The 19,378-nt window shown below is 57.5% G+C and carries 12 protein-coding genes; 9 read left to right on the plus strand and 3 right to left on the minus strand.

Annotation, left to right across the window (positions count from 1 at the left end; translation table 11 throughout):
- Positions 1 to 11 precede the first annotated feature (11 nt).
- Positions 12 to 623 (minus strand): phosphoesterase, encoded by a 612-nt coding sequence (locus NA78x_RS15850; RefSeq protein WP_425619427.1) that lies wholly within the window; start codon positions 621 to 623, stop codon positions 12 to 14.
- Positions 624 to 960: 337 nt separating this feature from the next.
- Here NA78x_RS15850 and NA78x_RS15855 point away from each other — a divergent pair, with 337 nt between their 5' ends.
- The 7 genes from NA78x_RS15855 to NA78x_RS15885 all read left to right on the plus strand — a co-directional run bounded on the left by NA78x_RS15855 (position 961) and on the right by NA78x_RS15885 (position 12,607).
- Positions 961 to 2,379, plus strand: coding sequence for a WD40 repeat domain-containing protein (locus NA78x_RS15855; RefSeq protein ID WP_425619428.1), 1,419 nt, complete (start codon positions 961 to 963; stop codon positions 2,377 to 2,379).
- Between the two features lie 66 nt (positions 2,380 to 2,445).
- Positions 2,446 to 5,766 carry a DUF1549 and DUF1553 domain-containing protein gene (locus NA78x_RS15860; RefSeq protein ID WP_425619429.1) on the plus strand — a complete coding sequence of 1,107 codons (3,321 nt, stop codon included), beginning with the start codon at positions 2,446 to 2,448 and terminating at the stop codon, positions 5,764 to 5,766.
- A gap of 31 nt (positions 5,767 to 5,797) precedes the next feature.
- Positions 5,798 to 6,820 carry a hypothetical protein gene (locus NA78x_RS15865; RefSeq protein WP_425619430.1) on the plus strand — a complete coding sequence of 341 codons (1,023 nt, stop codon included), beginning with the start codon at positions 5,798 to 5,800 and terminating at the stop codon, positions 6,818 to 6,820.
- A gap of 53 nt (positions 6,821 to 6,873) precedes the next feature.
- Entirely contained in the window at positions 6,874 to 8,808 is a 1,935-nt protein-coding gene (locus NA78x_RS15870) for a hypothetical protein (protein ID WP_425619431.1), read from the plus strand.
- Positions 8,809 to 8,865: 57 nt separating this feature from the next.
- Positions 8,866 to 10,116, plus strand: coding sequence for a PQQ-binding-like beta-propeller repeat protein (locus tag NA78x_RS15875; protein WP_425619432.1), 1,251 nt, complete (start codon positions 8,866 to 8,868; stop codon positions 10,114 to 10,116).
- Positions 10,117 to 10,136: 20 nt separating this feature from the next.
- Entirely contained in the window at positions 10,137 to 11,069 is a 933-nt protein-coding gene (locus NA78x_RS15880) for a PIG-L deacetylase family protein (RefSeq protein ID WP_425619433.1), read from the plus strand.
- Between the two features lie 26 nt (positions 11,070 to 11,095).
- Positions 11,096 to 12,607 (plus strand): sulfatase family protein, encoded by a 1,512-nt coding sequence (locus NA78x_RS15885; RefSeq protein ID WP_425619434.1) that lies wholly within the window; start codon positions 11,096 to 11,098, stop codon positions 12,605 to 12,607.
- Positions 12,608 to 12,617: 10 nt separating this feature from the next.
- Here the strand turns inward: NA78x_RS15885 and NA78x_RS15890 are convergent, their stop codons facing one another.
- Together NA78x_RS15890 and NA78x_RS15895 are read right to left on the minus strand one after the other, a co-directional pair.
- Positions 12,618 to 13,505, minus strand: a complete 888-nt coding sequence (locus NA78x_RS15890; RefSeq protein ID WP_425619435.1) for a WD40 repeat domain-containing protein — start codon at positions 13,503 to 13,505, stop codon at positions 12,618 to 12,620.
- 15 nt (positions 13,506 to 13,520) lie between these two features.
- Positions 13,521 to 14,879, minus strand: coding sequence for a DUF1501 domain-containing protein (locus NA78x_RS15895; RefSeq protein ID WP_425619436.1), 1,359 nt, complete (start codon positions 14,877 to 14,879; stop codon positions 13,521 to 13,523).
- A 152-nt stretch (positions 14,880 to 15,031) separates the two neighbouring features.
- On the opposite strand from NA78x_RS15895, the gene NA78x_RS15900 reads away from it, so the two are divergent.
- Positions 15,032 to 16,465 (plus strand): sulfatase family protein, encoded by a 1,434-nt coding sequence (locus NA78x_RS15900; protein WP_425613349.1) that lies wholly within the window; start codon positions 15,032 to 15,034, stop codon positions 16,463 to 16,465.
- An 11-nt stretch (positions 16,466 to 16,476) separates the two neighbouring features.
- Positions 16,477 to 19,377: a PSD1 and planctomycete cytochrome C domain-containing protein gene (locus NA78x_RS15905; RefSeq protein WP_425613350.1), complete on the plus strand. Its 2,901-nt coding sequence runs from the start codon at positions 16,477 to 16,479 to the stop codon at positions 19,375 to 19,377.
- The last annotated feature ends 1 nt before the right edge of the window (position 19,378 follow it).

Here is a 19,378-nt window from a genome sequence, read left to right on the forward strand (position 1 = left end):
TGGCCACAACACTACCCAAATAGTGCCTGCAGGCAGATTTGCGACCAGGTCTCAAACCGCGAGAGGTCGGCCGTGATGCTTGCAACGGGCACGAAGCCCGTTTCGCAGATGTCGTCTTCTCGGGAAGAGACGAGCGGCTCGGCAACATCAAAGATGTGCACAACGCCCAGGTGCACCTTGCCCACTTCAGTCAGGTCGTCGTTGATCAGGCCGACCAGTTGCGACTCGTAAGTGGTGTCGATCTTCACTTCTTCCAGCAGTTCGCGGCGCATCCCTTCTTCGTACGGATTCTGGCACGAAGAGTCATCCGACGAGATATGCCCGCCGATGCCTACGCTGCGTTTGGCATGCAGCCGGCTTTCGCCCTGTCCCTTGCCGCGGGTGTAGCAGAAGAGTGAGACAGTGCCGTCGGCCGCGCGATGGCGGAAGATGACATACGGGATCAATTGCTTGAAGCTGGGGTCCTTTTCCATCTCTGGGCGAGGACGATAGCTGACGTGAGCCGGGTCGAGCATCTGCGGCAGGTAGCGAGCGATCTCCGTCGAAAAACCCTGGAAATAGCCCAACTGATGGAAGACGGCCGTGGGAATTACCAGAATGTGTTCGACAGCAACCAGCGACATTGCAAACTCTCCCGCGGACGTTGAAAATCGACCTGAACTGTGCCCAGCAATCATCGTGCAAATGTCGCTGGGGTGGTAGGGTAGGTGCCACTCGTCGCGAATGATCGACCACGAACCGACGGCCAAGTTCTTCTTCCTCACACCCGATTTGGCCGCGAAAAGGTTTGCGACCCTTTTCCCGGACAGATATAGTAAATAAGTTGTCCGGCTGCACTCCTTTGCCGGACCCCTACCTTTTTGCCGGTCAGGCTATCGCACCTTGCGAACTGCGTCAGCTGCCTGCTGGGCCCACTGCGTCGACCATACTTTCCCGTGGCCATTCGCGAAGTGATTTGGCATGAAGCTTTTCGCAAACATCCCCGTATCGGCGTTGTGCCTCTGCGGCGTTCTTCATCTGACCGCTAGTGCAGAAGAGAAGCCTGCGGCGCCGACCGAGGTCAGCTACTTCAAGCAAGTGCTGCCGATCTTGCGCGCCAAGAACTGCACCGGCTGTCATCAACCCGCAAAACGTGGCGGCGACTACGTCATGACCGACTTCGCCGCGCTGCTTAAGGGTGGCGAAACTGGCGAAGCGGCCGTCGTCCCCGGCGATGCTGCCAAAAGCCAGTTGCTCGCGCAGATCACCCCCAAAGACGGCAAAGCAGCGATGCCCAAGGATGCACCACCGCTCACCGATGCCGAAGTGGCTTTGGTAAAGACCTGGATCGAGCAAGGGGCTAAGAACGATACGCCTACGTCGAACATGCTTCGTTACGATGCCGATCACCCGCCCGAATATCTCGCCCCGCCCGTGCTGAAGGCCGTCAAGTTCTCACCCAGCGGCGACGCGCTCGCGATTGCCGGCTATCACGAAGTGTTGCTGCACAAGCCCGATGGCTCTGGCCTGATTGCTCGCCTGGTGGGCGAGTCGGAACGAATCGAAGCCATCGCCTTTTCACCCGATGGCACGATGCTCGCCGCTTGCGGTGGTTCACCTGGCCGTTTTGGCGAAGTGCAGATTTGGGATATCGCCAAGCGGGAACTCAAGCTCTCGAAGATGGTTGGCTATGACACGATTTACGGCGTCAGTTGGTCTCCTAACGGTAAACTGGTTGGCTTTGGTTGCCCAGACAACACCATGCGTGGGATCGATCCCACGACGGGTGAGCAACTGCTGTTTAATGGTGCTCACAGCGATTGGGTGCTCGACACCGTCTTCTCCACGGCCAGCGATCACATCATTACCGTCAGCCGCGACATGTCGATGAAGTTGGTCGAAGTCGGCACGCAACGCTTTGTCGATAATCTGACCAGCATTACGCCCGGCGCACTAAAAGGTGGCCTGATTGCCATCGATCGTCATCCGACGAAGGATGAACTGCTTTGTGGCGGCTCCGATGGTGCTCCGAAGATCTTCAAGATGATTCGGACCGAAGCCCGCAAAATCGGCGACAACGCCAACCTGCTCAAAGAGTTTCCAGCCCAGCCCGGCCGAATCTTCGGCGTGGCGTACAGCAAGGATGGCGCGAAAATGGCCGCCGGCAGCAGCCAGGATGGACGAGGCGAGGTTCGCGTTTATGACACGACCAGTTTTCAGCCATTATGGAAGTTGGAAGTGCCCGAAGGGGGCGTGTATAGCGTCGACTTTCGCCCCAATGGCCAGACATTGGCAGTAGCTGGCTTCGACGGTGAAGTGCGCCTGGTGAACGTCGCAGATGGCAAGTTGCTCAGCAAGTTTTTGCCGATCGAAATCAAAACCGTGACTGCCGCCAAGTAGTCGCACCCCAGATCTGAATGGCCCGAGAAAAGAACGTAACGGAATCGCTTTAGCTCGAGAAGAACTATGCTCTACAAACGGACTTTGTGCTGGCTCACCGCAATTCCTCTCGCGCTGGTGATCATGTCGATCACCAGCGCGCGCGGCGAAGAATTGCCGAAGGGGCTGAAGGTTGTTTCGTTGGAACTTCGCCCGACTACCGCGGAACTGAAGCATCGCTTTGACTATCGGCAGATTCTTGTCACTGGCAAGCTCGATACGGGCGAAAGCGTCGATCTGACCCGCATCGCCAAGTCGCAGCTTACGGGGGCCGCGGCCGATAACGTGGTGAGCCTGTCTGCTGACGGTCAGCTGCGCGCTGTCGGCAATGGTAGCGCTGAAGTCGTTTTCAGCTTTGGTGAGCTTTCGGCCAAACTGCCGGTGACTTGCACGGGCATCGAACAATCCCCGTCAATCAGCTTTTTGCGAGACGTTCAGCCCGTGCTCTCGCGCACGGGTTGCAATCAAGGCACCTGCCACGGCGCCAAGGATGGCAAGAACGGTTTTAAGCTTTCGCTGCGAGGCTACGACGCTCTCTACGATCATCGAGCCCTCACCGATGATCTTGGCGCGCGTCGTTTTAACCGTGCTGCTCCCGACCAAAGCCTGATGCTACTCAAGGCAACTGGCGCAGCTCCGCATGTCGGCGGCGTCCGCATGAATGTGTCGGATCCATACTACGCGCTGCTGCGAGAGTGGATCTCGCAGGGCGTAAAGCTGGACTTGCAAGCACCTCGCGTGACGAAGATCGAGGTCTATCCGCTGAACCCCATCGTGCCGCGGCCTGATATGAAGCAGCAGATTACCGTCACGGCAACTTATAGCGATGGTACAACCCGCGATGTCACTCGAGAGGCTTTCATCGAGAGCGGTGACATCGAAAAGATCGAAGCCGACGCGCGTGGCATAGTGACCACGCTCCGTCGTGGCGAATCGCCGGTGCTGGTTCGTTACGAAGGTGCTTACGCTGCGACGACAATCATCTGCATGGGTGACCGCAGCGGCTTTGCCTGGCAAGAACCGCCGACCCACAATTACGTCGATTCGCTGGTCAACAAAAAGTTACAGCAAGTCAAGATTCTCCCCAGCGACCTATGCAGCGACGATGAATTCATCCGCCGCCTGTATATCGATATCACCGGCCTGCCACCGAGTGGCGAGCAAGTGAAGGCTTTCTTCGCGGACACTCGCGATAGCAAAACCAAGCGGGAGGCTCTCGTCGATCAATTGATCGGCAGCAGGGAATATGTCGAAAACTGGACCAACAAATGGGCCGACATGCTGCAGGTGAATCGTAAGTTCCTCGGCGAAGAAGGTTCCGTCGCGCTGCGCAACTGGATCAAAGACGCTATCGCGGCCAACAAACCCTACGATCAATTTGCCCGCGAAGTGCTCACCGCGCGAGGCTCGAATATTGAGAACCCGCCGGCCGCTTACTACAAAGTGCTGCGCGATCCTGAGAACGCGATGGAGAACACCACGCACCTGTTTCTGGCCGTGCGCTTCAATTGCAACAAGTGCCACGATCATCCCTTCGAGCGCTGGACTCAGGACCAGTACTACCAGATGGCTGCGTACTTCGCGCAGATCGGCCGCAAAGAAGACCCGCTCTACTCCGGCATGAAGATTGGTGGCTCCGCTGTCGAAGGCGCTGCCCCGCTGGTAGAAGTCATCTATGACGCCCGCGGTGGCGAAGTGAACCACAACCGCACTGGTCAGGTTACTCCTCCTTCGTTTCCTTATTCCCACAGCGATGTCGCGCCTGCCACTTCTTCGCGCCGGCAACAACTGGCCCAATGGATGACCTCGAAGGAGAATCAGTATTTCGCCAAAAGCTATGCGAATCGACTGTGGGGCTACTTATTCGGCGTCGGCATCATCGAACCCATCGACGACATCCGTGCTGGCAATCCGCCGACGAACCCCGAATTGCTCGACGCGCTCACGACCGACTTTGTGAAGTCGGGTTTTGATGTGCAGCACATGCTGCGCACGATTTGCAAGTCCCGCACTTATCAACTGTCGGTCAAGACGAACAAATGGAACGAAGACGACGGCATCAACTACTCGCATGCCTTGCCTCGGCGGTTGACTGCCGAGACGCTGTTTGATGCGATTCACGTCGCGACCGGTTCGCAGCCTCGCTTGCCCGGCGTGCCGGCTGGCTTTCGTGCTGCCGCCTTGCCGGACGCAGGCATTTCCGATCCATTCCTCGATGACTTCGGCAAGCCTGTGCGCGAGAGCAGTTGCGAATGCGAACGCTCATCGGGCATGGTTCTCGGGCCCATCCTTAAGTTGATCAATGGCCCAACGGTCGCAAATGCCTTGGCCGATGCCAACAGTGAGCTTAGTAAGTTAGTCGGCACCGAGAAGGACGATACGAAACTAATCCGTGAAGTGTTCATTCGCTTCTTGGCTCGCGAACCGTCGGAGCAAGAGATCAAGTTCTCCCAAGCGGCCCTGATAGCGACGACCGGCGAAGTCGAAAAAGCGAAGCAAGAATTGGCCGCTTATGAAGCAACCTTGCCCGCCAAGGTTGCCGCCTGGGAAGTCACGGCTGGCAAGCCTGCGGTGTGGACTCCGCTCACCATCAGCGAAGGGAAGTCGCAAGTCGGTGCATCGTTCAAGATGCTCGACGACAAAGCAGTTCTCGTCAGTGGACCTACGGGCAAAGATGTTTACTCAGTCACTGCCCAAACAGACATTAGCGGCATCACCGGCATCCGCTTGGAAGCTCTGGCCGATCCGGCCTTGTCGGCCAATGGCCCGGGCCGAGCCATGAATGGCAACTTCGTGCTCAATGAGTTCAAAGTGACCGCCGCACCAAAGGTCGAACCAACAAAGGTTGAGCCAGTAGTGCTGCAAAATGCAACTGCCGACTTCAGTCAGGCATCGTGGGCCGTCGTTGGTGCCATCGACGGCAACGAGGCCACAGGCTGGGCCGTGTCGCCCAGCTTCGGCCAGGATCACGTCGCCATCTTCGAAACCAAGGCCAACACTGGCAGCGAAGGAGGCACGATCCTTTCCTTCTCACTTTCGCAGCAGTACATGGACGGGCAGCATCTGCTCGGCAAGTTCCGCCTGAGTGTGACGAACTCCCCGCGCCCCATCAGCGGTGGCAAGTTGCCCGATGCAATTGCCGCGATCATAGCCACGCCGAAGGACAAGCGAACCGCTGAACAGAATAGTCAGCTCACGACGCACGTTCTCGGCCAGGATGGTGAACTCGCACGTCTGAAGAACGCTGTCGTTCAAGCCGAAGAGACCACTCGCAATGCCCGGCTCATTGGTGTGCAAGATCTCGCCTGGGCGCTGATCAACAGCCCGGCGTTTCTCTTCAATCGGTAGGCACTGAGACTTTGGTACGACAGCGGTGATTATGGACGATACACCTCTCACCGCGGCTGCTTCACCGGCACGCTCGGCGGTTGTCGACTCGCCGAGTCAGGCTACAGACAACAATCCGTTTCGGCCACTGATCGTCTGGATCGGCATTCCGCTCGCGATAAACAATTTCGCCCTCGCGCCGCTGATCGCCTCGATGTTCACGCCGTACGGTCTTCCTTCGGTCGCGCAGTTCTTCATTCCCTTCTGCATGTGCTTGATCGTCGTGCAGGCCGTGTTGGCGAGTCTGTGTTTCGTTCTTGGGTCGCAGCGATGGGTCGTCCGGGTGTCAATTTACTTGCTGGTAGTGCTGATGGGTTGGCTCTGCTGGTTTGGCGGCTACCTAACAACGATGCAGCGCGATACCGACACATTTTCGCAGCTGACGATCAACGGTCAGCTGGTTTCTACCGAGGTGGCTGATGTGCTCCGCTACTTGCGAATCTTTCCCGTGCTTGCCATCGGGTTTCAAGTTCCGTTTTGGATCACCCGCTTTCTTCACGGTTGGCGGTTATTGCCGCCGAATATCGCTCGCGGCTACGAGCCCGAGAATGCTTCAAATCCGTTCTCGATTCGCGATTTGCTGCTGGCGACTTCACTGGTCGCAGTCAGCTTGTCGCTGCTGCTTGCGGTTCCAGAATCGCCCGAGTCCAGCGATGCGCGAAGCCTTGTTTTTTCAACGCTTACCTACAGCAGCATCGCAGCATTTCATACTTACCTGGTCGCCGTTCCGCTTGTGGCGATATTCTTTCGCGTGGTCGACCTCCGCTTCGCCTGGCTGTTTGCAGTGGGCATGATCTTGCTTGGCGGAATCTCGTTGGTAGCTTTTCTGCTGCTGACAACACCGCGTGGAACTCCGCTGGGACAAATTTGGCAACCAATGGCTACCATCGTAGGTTTACATGCTTGTTACGTGACAACGATCGGTCTCGCGCTATGCATCCTGCGCTGGCACGGCTGGACACTCGCGCGGCGCGCGATCGCTTCGTCTGATTCATTGACAATTGCCCAGAACTGAGTCGACCTATGTTCTCGATGATACCGCGAAGGCTTCTACTCAGCACGATTGTCATGCTCATCAACAGCATGATTGCTGCAACAAGCAACGCTCAAGTCGGCGATCCCACGTTGCGTACCGATCATCTGCAGTATGCGGGCGAGGGGGCGTTTCAGACGGCTGCGGACTGTGTCAAGTTTGCGGTGAATGGCAAGCAGCCTCTGACGGAGCAAGAGCAGGCACTTGCTGTCTACAACTGGCTGCTAACTCACCAATGGCACCTAATGTCGCCGCAGGAGTTCTGCGTGCCGGGGCGAGAGCCCGATACGAAGTCGGGGCACGAAGACTCGATTGTCTACGATGCCGCGCGAGCACGGTTCTCGTATGGCTATGGTCTATGTGGAACTGTGCATGCGTGGAATGAACCCTATTGGAAGGCCGCCGGCTTTGCGGCACGGCGAAGGGCCTTTCCGGGGCATACCAACAGCGAGATTCAGTACGGTGGCACTTGGCACGCTTTCGATACAGATATGGCCGGCCTCTTGTTCCGTAAAGATGGAATCGTTGCCGGCTACGAAGATATCATCGCCGATCCCTCGCTCGCTGACTCCACCAAGGCACCCTATCCGCATTATCCCTTTGCCTGGCCGAGCGACTTCAATGCCATGAAGAAAGGCTGGCAGCAAGTGGCCAAGGAGCCCGGCAAGTGGTACCGCATGTACAACGGCGGCTACGAGGCTCAGCCTGGCATCATCAACCTGCGTCCCGGCGAAACCTTCACTCGCTGGTTCAATCCCGATCACTACGGCGGCCCGACCAAACGCCGTTTCTGGCACCATTTGCCCTGCGGACCTACTCGCGATTGGACATTCGCCAACAACGGCGAGCCCCAACACCATGGAAAAGACCACAACGCACGCGGCAATGCCTCGTATTGCAACGGAGAGTTTGTCTATGTAGCCGACGTCAAACAGCTCACATTCGATGTCGGACAAACGATTTCATCCGAGTTCGATCACTGGTCGCCGTATGTGATCTGCGGTGATCCGGTTGACGATGCGAATCCCATGACTGGCAAGGCGACAGACGGATTGGTGATCGAGGGGAAGATTCGGCCTGCGGGAATCTCGGTCTCCGTCGATCAGGGGCAAACTTGGCAGTTTGTGGGCGAATCGATTTTTCCTGTTGACCTCACCGAGTTTGTGAAAGGCCGTTACGGCTGGAAGGTGCGACTCTCCTGGGATCGACGGGACGGATACAAACAGAATATCGAGTCGCTCAAATTCACCACCACCACGCAGGTCAATCACGCGATCTATCCGCGGCTGAAAGCGGGCGGCAGTGAAGTGACCTACCGAGCCGCGCAGCGGGGCGTTGTTTCACAGTTGCCAAATTTTGGCATTTCTCCGGAGGATCTGGATGGGCTTGAGAGCGGCTTCGAGCACATCGTGCATCGAACCAAGAATCTTGCCTACCGCGGCCGCAGTCCGGTTTCGCGACTCGCTTACGAGACTACCAACAACAGGCCCGCGAGTACGGTGTTTCCCATCGTCTCCAAGCAGGCTTTAGTGGAAGTACGGGCCGCGATTCGCTACCAGGTTCGTGTTCCGCCGCCGGAAGATCACGATTATCGCTTGCAAGTATCGACAGACAGCGGCAAGACTTGGCAAACATTTGCCAAGGCGCAGATTCCCAAAGACAACGAGTTCTCCAGCGGTTGGCTGAGTGGTTCCGTTGATGTTTCTTCATCGCAGACTAAAGAAGCGTGGGTGCGCGTCACGCTCTATGCTGGTGGCCACAAGACCGGGCTGATCGATGCTCAGTTTTACGGCATCTACGAGCAGCCTAGTCCCTCCGCCATGAAGGTGGAGTATGGCTGGCGGGAAGCGGGCAACTTGAAAACGCATACCGAGAGCATTCCGCCAAGCAAAGACGCGCACGTCTGGAAGGTTCCCACGGGCGATAAAATCGTCGACGACTTTGTCCGCCTTTCTGCGAGTCGCGAATAGCAATTGCGTCAGCCTGCCATTACAAACAGACTATCCAACTCTCCGGGAGTCCTACCGATGCGATTCTATTTTGCCTCACTCGCACTGCTACTGCTGGCCGCCTCAGCCATCGCCGCCGATCTTCCCTGGCCACGTTGGCGCGGTCCCAACGACACCGGCAGCGTCGACTCGGGAACTTACCCCGCCAACTTGCTCGACGAGAAGAAGCTCAACTGGAAGGTCAAACTTCCCGGCATCGGCTGTTCGACTCCTGCGGTTCTCGCCGATCGCATCTTCGTCACCTGTCCTGTCGATGGCCACAATGGTGTCATCGCCCTCGATTGGCAGGGGAAAGAGCAGTGGCGCACCAAACTGAGCGAAGAGCGCCGCGGCAAGCATCGCAATGGTTCGGCTGCCAATTCGTCTCCCGTCACCGACGGCAATTACCTCTTCGTGTATTTCAAGAGTGGCGAACTCGCGACGCTCGATCTCAGTGGCAATATCCTGTGGTCGACGAACGTGCAAACTCGCTTCGCCAAAGACACGCTCTATTGGGACGTAGGCACTTCACCCGTTGTCACCGAGAAATCGGTGATTGTCGCCGTCATGCATTCGGGCGAATCGTATCTCGCTGCCTTCGAGAAGGCTTCCGGCGAATTGCAGTGGAAGGTCTCGCGCAACTACAAGACTCCCGTCGAAGGGGACCACAGTTACGCGACTCCGATCGTCCTTAAACGTGATGGCCGCGAAATCATTCTGGTCTGGGGTGCCGAGCACCTCACCGCCCACTCGGCCGAAGATGGGAAAACCCTTTGGAGCTGCGGTGGCTTCAATCCCGACCGCAAAGGGAACTGGGTGCAAGTGGCTTCGGCCGTCGTCGACGACGATATGGCGATCGTTCCTTACGGCCGCGGTGCTCGTATCGCCGGCATCAAGCTCGATGGCACCGGCGATGTTACGGCCACGCATCGTACCTGGACGCACGACGACCTGGGTTCTTTCGTTGCTTCGCCCGTCGCTTATAAAGGCAACGTCTACGTCGTACGCGATGAAGGCGAAGTTGTCTGCCTGAATATCAAGACTGGCGAAACAGTCTGGACCGATCGCTTGCCCCGCAATCGCAACAAATACTACGCTTCGCCGACCATCGCTGGCGGCCGGCTATACGCGCCCCGTGAAGACGGCGTGGTCTTTGTGGCCGACATCAAAGGCGGCTTCAAGCTGCTCAGCGAAAACGACATGGGCGAACGGATCATCGCTTCGCCGGTCGCGGTGAGCGGTAAACTGATCATCCGCGGCGAAGAGAATCTGTATTGTTTCAGCGAGTAATTTTTTTCCCGAGCAACATCATGCGATACGTCTGGTTGTTATTGGTAGGCGCTTGGTTCGCGACCTCTGCCTTCGCTCAGTCGATCACTGCGGAGACAGCCGCCGTTAAACAGCCTGTGGCCAAGGACGGCAAGCTGCGGATCATCGTCTTTGGCGCTCACCCGGACGATGCCGAGTTCAAGGCCGGCGGAACCGGAGCGCTGTGGGCGAAGCAAGGACATCACGTCAAACTTGTTTCGGTGACCAACGGTGATATCGGCCATTGGCAGATGGCTGGCGGACCTCTGGCTCAGCGACGAACGGCCGAAGCCAAGGCCTGCAGTGCCAAGTTGGGCACCACCAGCCAGGTGCTCGATATTCACGACGGCGAACTGCTGCCCACGCTCGAACATCGGCAAACGCTCACGCGTTTGATTCGCGAGTGGCAGGCCGACATCGTGATTGCTCATCGCCCCTGGGATTACCATCCCGATCATCGCTACGTCGGCGTGCTGGTGCAGGATGCCGCGTTCATGGTGACCGTCCCCTTCTTCTGCCCCGATGTGCCGCCACTAAAGACCAACCCGGTCTTTCTTTACTCCAGCGATGGATTTCAAAAGCCTTACGCATTTCGGCCCGATGTGGTGGTCGCGCTCGACGAAGTCTTTCAGCAGAAGATCGATGCCATTCACGAACTCACCTCGCAAGTCTATGAAGGCGGCGCGAGTGGCAGCGAAGAGTTTGTGCGCACCGTTCCTCCTGCCCGCGATGAAGCCGGACGCAAAGCCTGGCTACGCGGCAAGTGGGAAGATCGTCAGGGACGCGAAGCGGAGCGTAATCGAGATCTGCTCGTAAAATTGTACGGCGAAGAAAAGGGCAAGAAGGTCCGGTTCGCTGAGTCTTTCGAACTGTGCGAGTACGGTCGCAGACCTTCGGTTGAAGAACTCAAGAAGCTCTTTCCCTTTTTTGACTAGCAACCAATCACGTGAAGCTACTACCCATGAATCGACTCATTCTTTCGCTGTGTTTGCTCGCCTCTTGGGCAAGCATGGCTGCCGCTGAAACCAAACCGTCGCGGCCGAATATCCTCTGGTTTGTCGTCGACGATATGTCGGCAAACTTCTCCTGCTACGGCGAAAAGCTGATTGAAACACCACATGTCGATCGCTTGGCAAAGGAAGGAACTCGCTTCTCGCGGGCGTTTATCACGGCTCCGGTTTGCTCGCCTTGTCGCTCGGCCCTCATCACGGGCATGTTTCAAACCACCATCGGCTCGCATCACCACCGTAGCGGTCGAGGCAGCGAGAAGATTCATCTTCCCACGGGCGTCACGCCCATTCCTGTCCTGTTTCAGCAAGCAGGCTATTTCACCTGTATTGGCAGCGGCCTCGACGGAGCCAGCAGAAATGGGCAGCCAGCGAAGAAAAAGCAAGCCGGAGGTGGACTTGGCAAAACGGACTACAACTTCGAATACGACCCAAAAATGTACGATGCGGCCGACTGGTCGAAGCGCAAGGCCGATCAACCCTTCTTCATGCAGGTGCAGTTGGCGGGTGGAAAACTGCGTGGCGGCACGTCAGCCAGTGCTCGTAAGCTGTCCGAACGTGCCCAGGCGGAACTTGGCGCGGCCACAAAGCCAGCCAATGTCACGCTGCCGCCATATTACCCTCGTGACGAAGTGCTGCTCGAAGATTGGGCCGCGTATCTCGATTCGGTTCGCTTCACCGATCAGCATGTGGGCAAAGTACTCGATCGCTTGAAAAAAGAAGGTTTGCTCGATTCGACCCTCGTCGTCTTCATGACCGATCACGGCATCAGTCACGCCCGCGGTAAGCAGTTCCTTTACAACGAAGGGACGCACGTGCCGCTGATTGTTCGTGGACCTGACATCGCAGCGGGAGTGACGCGGGACGACCTCGTCCAGCAAATCGATCTCGCCCCACTTTCATTGGCCGCTGCCGATATCGAGATCCCTAAAGCCATGCAAGGCAGTAACATTCTGGCCAAGGACTATCGGCCTCGCGACGCGGTGTTTGCTGCTCGCGATCGCTGCGATGAAACGGTCGAACAACTTCGCAGTGTGCGGACCGATCGCTGGCTCTACATTCGCAACGGCTATCCCAATCGCCCCGCATTGCAACCAAACGCTTACAAAGACGGCAAGAGCATTTTGCAAACCCTGCGGCAGTTGCACGAGAAGAAACAATTGAGCGACTTGCAAGAGCAGTTACTTTTTGCCGAGACCCGACCGAAAGAAGAACTGTACGATTGGCAGGCCGATCCTCACCAATTGAAGAATAAGAATCTAGCCGCGGATGCCGCGCACCAAGACAAGCTGCTCGAGATGCGCGGCCGACTCGACCGCTGGATCAAGGAAACCGGCGACTTGGGCCAAACGCCCGAATCGGAGTCGCGCTACGACAGCGACATGGCCAACTATCTGGGGCGAGGTAATCCAGCAGTCGAGAAGAACATTGCGCTGATGAAAAAGTGGGCCAAGGAAGGGAAGTGAGCGTAGGTCTTTACCCACTTACTGTCCAAACTTTGATGCTGCGATCGAAGCTGGCCGAGGCAACTTGTTTGCTATCAGGCGCTATCGCCACGCCATAGATGTTGTTGTTATGAGCTTCAACGCTGGCGATTAGCTTGCCTGCTTGGGTGTCCCACAGCCGTAGAACTCCATCGCTGCCGCCACTGACCAGCCAGCGATCATCGCGAGAGAATGCCAGGCTTTTCACCATGCCGCGATGTCCTTCGAACGTCTGAAACCGCTCGCCGGACGCAAAGTTCCAGAACTCAATCAGCCCTTCGTTTCCTCCCGAGACGACCGTTTTTCCATCGCTGCCAAATGCAACTGCTTGCGGCACACCGTCGTTGTTGGCAACCGTTCTTCCTTTACCGCTGGCTAGTTCCCACAACCGCAGGGTACCGTCGTTGCTTCCCGAGGCAGCCAGTTTGCCATCTGGCGAAAGCGCGACCGAGAAGATGGCATCGGCATGGCCGTTGAGTGTTGCCTTCAGGCTGCCATTCTCCGTTGCAATGATTCGAACCGACTTATCGTGGCTACCGGTGGCGATCGTCGAGCCATCTGCCGACATCGTGAAGCTTTCGATGTAGGCTCCATGCCCCGTGTGAGTCGCTTCGACCGCGCCGCTGGCGACATCCCACACACGCACACTTTTATCGAGACTTGCAGAAACTAACTTCCTGCCGTCAGGAGAAAAGGCGACACCACAAACCCCATCGCCATGACCGGTGAGTCGAGCCAGTTCCTTGCCTGTGGCCAATTCCCACGTCTTCAGGCTGTTATCGAGACTAGCCGTGGCCAGCAGTTTGCCATCGGGCGAAAATGCGACGCCGTATGCAGAGTTAGGATGCGTCAGCCGATGCAGCAATTCCAGCTTGGTCATGGCAATGCTCGTTCCTTAGACCACTTCCCGCAGCGGCTGATACGTCGTGTGATCGACGAGATAGCGAGGCCGACCACTGAGGTCGTTGACCGTCGCTCGATTGATGTCGATGCCCAGGCGATTGTAGAGCGTGGCGAACACATCTTGAAAATGGACCGGGCGCTCAGTTGCGTGGTCTCCCAATCGATCGGTAGCGCCAATCACTTGTCCGGTCTTCATGCCACCGCCAGCGAGCATGGCACAGCCTACATTGGGCCAGTGATCGCGACCGCCGTTCTTGTTGATCCGCGGTGTGCGGCCAAATTCGCCCCAGACGACGATCGAAACATCGTCGATCATCCCGCGAGCGGTTAGATCTTCGATGAGAGCCGTCAGGCCCTGGTCGAGCAGCGGGAGGTGATCGCGGGCGTTATCGAAAGTGGTGCCGTGCGGGCGGCCATGCCAATCCCAGCGGCCATAGGCCAGACTCACCACGCGTACGCCTGATTCAACCAACCGCCGAGCAACGAGGAAATAATCGTTCATCAGCGGGCCAGCGTCGCCGTAGCCCGCATTCTCGTGCGAGCCACGGCCGTAGCGATCGCGTAGCTTGGGATCTTCCTTTTCGAGATCTAGTGCCTCAGCCAGGCGGCCGGACGTCAAAATGCTGAAGGCCTGCTGTTGATAGGCGTCGAGACCTTCGATAGCACCGTTAGCATCGGCGGCTCGTTTGAAGCGGTCGAGTTGCTGGGCCAAAGCGCGACGGTCGGCCATTTGTTCGACCGATACGCTCCCCACGGAGAGCGTACCGCCGCCGTCGGCGTTCGGGGTGAAGGGAGAATATGCTTGACCGACGAAGCCAGACTGGCCGGGATCACCCCACGGACGATTCTTCATCTTCGGAGACAGGCTCACAAACGGCGGTGTGCCCGGATTGGCAGGTCCTTTCAGTTTCGAAACGATCGAACCGAACGAGGGCCAGCCACCCGCAGGCTGCTGTGTTACCGGCCAGCCTGTGTTGCATTGAAAGGCTGCGTGCCTACCTTCGGAACCTACGAGCGAGCGGATGATTGTCCACTTGTCGATAGTGGCAGCGAGTCCTGGTAGGTGTTCACAAATTTGGATGCCGGGAACCTTGGTGGCAATCGGGCGAAATTCGCCGCGAATTTCCGCCGGTGCGTCCATTTTCAGGTCGACCATGTCCTGGTGTGGCGGGCCGCCCGAAAGAAAGATCATGATGACCGACTTCTGCCGCTGAGGCTGCTTCGCCCCGGCTTCGGCCGCCAGCAACTGCGGCAACGAAAGCCCGCCCATCGCGAGCCCGCCGATCTTCAGCACCGTTCGTCGCGAAAGGCCATCACAAAACTGGTGCGAACTTCCTTGAACCGTCAACATGGCAATCTCCTGCTGCGGCAGTCTGACCTGCTTCAATCAAGACCTGTTTATATCATCGGCAGTTGGCTGCGGTCAATAAAATCTGTGTTTCGCGCATGGATGTTGTACATTCAATGCCTCCACCTCTCTGAGTTCAGGAATCTGGTACTCGAATGACAGCAAGCATCAATTGGTTACGGCTTTGTTCCGTGATTTGTCTGGCCGTCGCCGTGCTCGCGAGTCGCACCGCGTCGGCTGAGTCGGCCAAGCAGCCGAATATCGTCATTTTCCTTGCCGATGATTTGGGAAATGGCGATCTGGGAGTTTACGGCAACCCCACAATCAAAACGCCAAACCTCGACGACTTTGCCAAGCGGGGCGTCAGGCTGACTCAGTGCTATTCTGCGAGTGCCGTTTGTAGCCCGTCACGCTCGGCGATCTTGACCGGGCGCACTCCTTATCGCAACGGTGTGTTTACCTGGATTCCGGAGAATCGCGAGATTCATTTGCGAGCCAGCGAAGTAACGCTGCCGAAACTTTTAAAGGCGGCCGGCTACGAAACGTGTCATGTCGGCAAATGGCATCTCAATTCGCACTTCAATCAACCGACCCAGCCTCAGCCGAACGACCATGGCTACGATCATTGGCTCGCCACGCAAAACAACGCGGCGCCGAGTCATGAGAACCCGAGCAACTTCGTTCGCAATGGTCAGCCAATAGGCAAGTTAGAAGGCTATTCGTCACAAATCATTGTCGACGAAGCAGCCAATTGGTTGAAAGAGAAACGAGACGCCCAGAAGCCGTTTCTGCTTTCCGTGTGGGCCCATGAACCACACTACCCGATCAAGTCGGCGCCCAAGTTCAAGGCGCTCTATCCAGATCTGACCGATGACGTGCAGCGCGAACATCACGCGAATGTAACTCAGCTGGATGCTGCCTTTGGCAAGTTGATGAAAACGCTGGACGACCTCAAACTGGCGGACGATACGCTTATCATCTTCACTTCGGACAATGGCCCTGAGGGTGATGGCATCAAGAGCCCCGGTCGCGGTTCGACCGGCGGGCTGCGCGGTCGCAAGCGAGCCGTCTACGAAGGTGGCATTCGTGTGCCCGGAATTGTGAAGGTGCCGCAAGGCAGCAAGCTCGCAGCGCAGCCAGGCAGCACCAGCGATGTGCCGGTCATTGGCTCCGATATTTTCGTCTCGGCGGTGAAGATTGCTGGAGCGAAATTGCCGACCGATCGAGTGCTCGATGGTGGCGACTTGCTTCCCGCTTTGGATAAACAGGCGGTCGAGCGCTCACGGCCCCTTTACTGGCGCTGCGTGATTGCTCCCGGACCGATGAAGACGGCCATGCGAATCGGCGATTTGAAAATCGTGGCCAACGAACCGCTGACCAACTTCGAACTATACAACTTGAAAAACGACCCGACGGAAAAAGACGATCTGGCGGAGAAAGAACCCGCCAAGTTCGCGGAGATGCAGGCCGAGTTGAAGAAGCTCAACGCCGAGATTGAAGCCGAAGGGCCTACCTGGTGGAAGACGTACGGCAACGAGGGGCAGAACAAAAAGCAGCAGCCCAAAAAGAAGAACAAGCAGCAGGAATAGGCGAGTTATCCATGATTGTTCGCTTACTGACTACGGCGACGTTGGTTTTACTCGGCAGCGTCATCTCCGTGGCCGCCGATGTTGACTTCGCTGCTGATGTGCTGCCTGTTCTGCAGCGGTCTTGTTTCGAGTGTCACGGCCGAGAAAAATCAGCTGGCGGCCTGCGGCTGGATTCGGCAGCAGCCTTACAGCAAGGTGGCGATAGTGGCGCAGTCGTTATCGCCGGCAAGCCTGGCGAAAGCGAGTTACTCCGGCGCATCTCGCTGCCGAAGACTGATAGCGAAGTGATGCCCAACCGGGGTGAAGTCCTTTCCCCGCTGGAAGTGGCCAAGATTCGCGAGTGGATTGCCGCTGGGGCCGTCTGGCCCGCTGGAGCGAAATCCGCACCTCACTGGGCGTATGTACCGCCCCAGCAGAAACCTGTTCCGAAGACTGAGCATCCGGTCGATCACTTTGTTCGTCAACGTCTCGTGCAAGCGAAGCTCAACCCTTCGCCAGGCGCATCGCCGGCCGTGATTGCGCGGCGACTCTACCTGGATGTAATCGGTCTGCCGCCATCGCCTGCGCAAGTGTCGGCTTTTGAAATGGCCGCCAAGCGTGATGTAAATTCAGCTGTCGAGCAGCTCGTCGATGACCTGCTGCAATCGCGACAGTATGGCGAAAAATGGGCGCGACCCTGGCTCGATGCGGCCCGCTATGCTGACTCGCACGGTTTTCAGCGCGATGATCTCCGCGAACTTTGGCCTTATCGCGATTGGGTGATTCGGGCACTCAATGCCGATATGCCCTTCGATCAATTCACGCTCGAACAGTTGGCCGGCGATCTGCTGCCGAACGCGACCGAGTCGCAACGCATTGCCAGTGGCTTCAATCGCTGTGCCCCCTGCAATGTCGAAGCGGGGACCGATCCGGAAGAGAACCGCGTGAATCAGGTCTTCGATCGCGTGAATACACTCGGGGCGGTGTGGCTAGGCACGACGTTCGAATGTGCGCAGTGCCACGATCACAAGTACGATCCCATCACGCAGCGTGACTACTACGGCCTGTTTGCGTTTTTCAATCAAACCGCAATCGAAGCTGAGCGAGCGAATCCCAAAGTTCCCGGTTCCATTCGCTTCGTGGGGCCGTATCTCGATTTGCAAGATCCCGAGTTGGATGAGCGGCGCCATAGCCTGACAACTGAAATTGCCAAACTTAAAGAGCAATTGGCCAAGCTCCCGGCCACTGCTAAGGCAACAACGCCGGCGGCCGAAGCGGACACTGGGGAAGCTCTGATTCCGGTTGATTTCGATTCCGCCGGTGACGCCGGTCACAAGATTCTCGACGATGGCTCGATTCTACTCGTCGGTGATCCTCCGGCGACCGATGTGTACACAATTACTGTGCATACCAAGCTAAAGAACATCACCGGCTTTAAGCTCGAAGCGCTGACCGATCCATCGTTGCCCGGCATGGGCCCCGGCCGGGGCGATCCACAGCGCACGAACTTCGTCTTGCACGAGTTTTCGGTTGCGGCCGCTCCACTTGAGAAGACAGAGAAGACCGAGGCCGTGAAGCTGACCGACGCGCATGCGAGTTTTTCGCAAGACAAGTGGGATGTCGCCGGCGCGATCGATGGCAGGCCAAACACAGGCTGGGCGATTGCGCCGCGTTTTAGTAAACCTCATTGGGCAACCTTTCGCACCACGGCACCGCTGGGTTTTGAGCAGGGAACGGTCCTCATCTTCAAGCTAGTCCAAGAGTTCGGTCAGGCCCGCACGCTGGGACGCCTGCGATTGAGTACCCTTACAGGTGAAGGCAAGGCAGTTGTCCAACAAGAGCCGGCGATTGTCTCGCCTGGTAAACGCAGTTTGGAAACACAGCTGGCCACGCTGGAAAACCGGCTCAAGGCCATGAAGGCTCCGCGCACGCTGGTCATGCAGCAAGTGGCTCAGCCTCGCCAGACAAAGCTCTTCATGCGTGGTGACTTTCGCACGCCCGGTGATTCACTCGAACCCGCGACTCCGGCGATCTTGTCCAGCGCGAACGCCAAGCAGCCAGATCGCATTGCACTCGCCCGCTGGCTCTGTCACGAAAATAATCCCCTAACCGCACGCGTGGCAGTCAATCGTATCTGGCAGGAAGTCTTCGGCGAAGGGCTCGTCACTACCCCCGAAGATTTTGGCATCAAAGGGCAACGCCCCACGCATCCTGAACTGCTCGATTGGCTCGCCGTTGAGTTTCGTCAGCAAGGCTGGTCGCAAAAGGACCTCCTCAAGACGATTCTGATGAGCGAGACGTACCGCCAGTCGAGTCGAATCACCGCGGAACTGCGTGAACTCGATCCTCAGAATCGATTGCTGGCTCGCGGTCCCAGTTATCGACTCAGCGCCGAGGGAATTCGCGACAACGCGTTGGCCATCGCCGGCCTGATCGACCTGAAACAATTTGGCCCTCCCATTTATCCGCCGCAGCCCGCCGGTCTGTGGAACAAAGTTGGTGGTGAAAAGTATGAGTACACGGTCAGTGCTGGTTCGGAACAGCATCGCCGGGGCATCTATGTGGTGCTCAAACGAATGTCTCCCAATCCGAGTCTGACGACCTTTGATGCCACCGCGCGACTCTCTTGCCGCGTGAAGCGACTCCGCTCCAATACACCGCTGCAAGCACTCACGCTGCTCAACGATCCTGTCTATGTCGAAGCCGCGCGAGCCTTTGCCCAGCGAGTAGTGCGTGAGCAACCCGCGGGATCCGTCGATGCCAGGCTGACGTACGCTTTTCAATTGGCGGTGGCTCGCACGCCAGTTGAAGGGGAACTGGCGGTGCTGCGAAAACTATTCGAGGCAGAACGAATGGCAGAGAACGAAGAGGCTGCCTGGTTTGCCGTGGCAAGCGCTCTGCTCAACCTCGACGAAACCATCACCAAGGGTTAAG

It is taken from the genome of Anatilimnocola aquadivae, assembly GCF_049819085.1.
In the GTDB taxonomy this organism is placed as follows: Bacteria; Planctomycetota; Planctomycetia; order Pirellulales; family Pirellulaceae; genus Anatilimnocola.